Raw genomic sequence first — 2379 nt, forward strand, 5'->3', positions numbered from 1 at the left:
CTAGCCAAACTATCAGTGCGGCTGCGGAAACAGTCGTTCATCGCCTAATTATGCATTACTCACATTTTGCAAGCGGTTGGCTACCGCAGAACTATTAATCTAGCGAAGGAGGTAAGGAAAATGGTCATGTTAGAACATCCATCAATCACGCGAACATTAAGGACAGGCTATCCGTATCCGGTCGATGAAGGTCATGAGGAATTTGATTTGTTCGGCGATCTAGTAACGATTAACGATGAAGTATTTGAAACGGAAGATGGCGACATTGTACTAGAAGTGAACATGGAAAGGTATTTGTCGGAGAACTTAGGCATTGAAAGAAGGCAATAAAAAACCGCCAATGAAGGCGGTCAGTCGATCACTTAATTAATAATGTCAACTTAATTATAGTTGATCGGCTGTTAAAAATCAATAGGAGGTCTTTTGAATGAGTGAATTAGCAACGCAATACGAACAACAAAATCAACCGAGTACATTAGCGCAAGCATCATCTAGTCGTGAAATGGAAGAGGTTAAAGGGCAAATATTTATGGCTAAACAGTTCCCAAGAAATGTGTATCAAGCTGAACAACGCATTTTAGATAACTGCAAACGTCCAAACTTAGCAGGACAAGCGGTCTATAGTTATCCGAGGGGCGGTCAAAAAGTAGAGGGACCATCTATTCGATTGGCTGAGGTTATTGCTCAAAATTGGGGTAACTTATCATTCGGCATTAAAGAACTGGAGCAAAAAGAAGGTGAATCGGTTGCTATGGCCTATGCGTGGGATTTAGAAACGAACGTTAGGCAAGAGAAAGTTTTTACTGTTAAACATACAAGAAAAGCAGGACAACAATTAAAAAAACTAACCGATCCTCGCGACATTTATGAAATGGTAGCAAACAACGGAGCAAGACGAGTAAGAGCCTGTATCTTAGGTGTGATACCTGGTGACATCATCGACAATGCGGTAGAAGAATGCAACAGAACATTATCTGGCAACAACAGCAAACCTTTGAAAGATCGAATTGCTGAAGCGTTAAAAGCTTTCAAAGAAAAATACAAAGTAACGCAGGAGCAGATTGAAGAACGTTTCGGTTATAACGTATCAGCATTTACTGAACGTGATGTGCTTGACCTTATCAAGATATTTAATTCTTTAAAAGACGGAATGAGCAAACCGGAAGATTGGTTCAGCAAGGAAGTTAAAAAAGAAGGTAAATCAGACCTGTCACAATCTTTTAATCAACAACAGAAAGATAAGCCTAAGACAGATAAAAAACAATCACAACAAGCTAATAACAAGCAAAAAAACACATCAACCAACGTTCAAGAAAAAATGGATGATATCACTCAATACGTAACAGATTCTATGGAGAAGTCTGGTGATGATAATGAATCTAACAGCAAGTAATTACTACACAAATGGCTCAAACTTGAATTACATGTCAGTAAGCCAATTTAAAAGCTTCATAGAGTGCGAAGCTAAGACAATGGCTGAATTGAAAGGTGAATATAAGAGACCAACTAACCAAGCAATGTTGGTTGGCTCTTATACACACGCAGCATTTGAAAGCGACGATGTATTTAATCAATTCTTAGCAGAAAACAATGGAGCAATATTTAAGAAAAACGGTAGTAAGTATGCTGATTTTGAACAAGCTGACAAGATGATCGAAACAGTTAAAAGTGATCGGCTTTCGATGTTTGCCTTAGATGGCGAAAAAGAAGAAATTTTCACAGGTGAATTATTCGGGGTTAATTGGAAGATCAAAGTTGATTCTATCAATCACGATCAAAATAGATTTGCAGATTTAAAGACAACACAAGATTTACACAAGCGTTACTACAGCGAGAAATACGACGGTTGGGTGTCATTTATCGAAAATTGGGGTTACGTGCTACAGATGGCTATTTACCGCAAGATTATAGAACAAAACACAGGTAAGTTATACACGCCCTATATCGTTGCGGTAACGAAAGAAAGTCCACCTAATCTAGCTGTTGTCCATTTTGATGAATCAAGGTTCGATTTTGAATATGAATACGCAGAAATAGAATTAGAACGAATTAAGCAAGTGAAAGCAGGAGAATTAGAACCTAGATCATGTGGCAAATGCGATTATTGCAGATCGGTAAAGGAATTAAAAGACACGATTGAAGTCGGCGACCTGTTGTATGCATGAAATCAAAGAACACATACCACATTGCTACACATGGTTAGCGAATGGTAACAAAGCATTATTTAAACGGTACGTTGCGGGATATGTTGAACGTAACGTGCCGGGATACAAGTTACTAATGATTGAGGATAAGGGAACGGTTGCGGTTTGTATTAAAAAGTAGCGTAAAAAAGGATGGTGAACATGGGTACTTGGTTCAAAGTCGATAGAGATATAT

At 38.3% G+C, this 2379-nt stretch carries 4 protein-coding genes; 3 read left to right on the plus strand and 1 reads right to left on the minus strand.

Going from position 1 to position 2379, the window contains the following annotated elements; genetic code table 11:
- The first annotated feature begins 120 nt into the window (after positions 1-120).
- From DES48_RS15680 to DES48_RS15690, 3 genes are all read left to right on the plus strand, one after another.
- The gene (locus DES48_RS15680) at positions 121-330 is read left to right on the plus strand and encodes a YqaI family protein (protein WP_113870233.1); all 210 of its coding nucleotides are present in this window, start codon (positions 121-123) and stop codon (positions 328-330) included.
- A 97-nt stretch (positions 331-427) separates the two neighbouring features.
- Positions 428-1393 carry a hypothetical protein gene (locus DES48_RS15685; RefSeq protein ID WP_245911511.1) on the plus strand — a complete coding sequence of 322 codons (966 nt, stop codon included), beginning with the start codon at positions 428-430 and terminating at the stop codon, positions 1391-1393.
- On the plus strand, positions 1368-2165 hold the full coding sequence (locus tag DES48_RS15690) for a PD-(D/E)XK nuclease-like domain-containing protein (protein WP_245911513.1): 798 nt from the start codon (positions 1368-1370) through the stop codon (positions 2163-2165). Before DES48_RS15685 ends, DES48_RS15690 begins: the two co-directional genes overlap by 26 nt.
- 24 nt (positions 2166-2189) lie before the next feature.
- Here DES48_RS15690 and DES48_RS16125 read toward each other — a convergent pair.
- A partial coding sequence (locus tag DES48_RS16125; RefSeq protein WP_211318502.1) for a hypothetical protein occupies positions 2190-2379 on the minus strand: 190 nt, incomplete at its 5' end.

Origin of the sequence: Paraliobacillus ryukyuensis, from assembly GCF_003315295.1 — a bacterium.
In the GTDB taxonomy this organism is placed as follows: Bacteria; Bacillota; Bacilli; order Bacillales; family Amphibacillaceae; genus Paraliobacillus; species Paraliobacillus ryukyuensis.

Excerpts from the sequence above, each read along its gene's own strand:
- DES48_RS15680 (WP_113870233.1), top strand. The coding sequence starts at position 121 with ATGGTCATGTTAGAACATCCATCAATCACGCGAACATTAAGGACAGGC.
- DES48_RS15685 (WP_245911511.1), top strand. The coding sequence starts at position 428 with ATGAGTGAATTAGCAACGCAATACGAACAACAAAATCAACCGAGTACA.
- DES48_RS15690 (WP_245911513.1), top strand. The coding sequence starts at position 1,368 with ATGATAATGAATCTAACAGCAAGTAATTACTACACAAATGGCTCAAAC.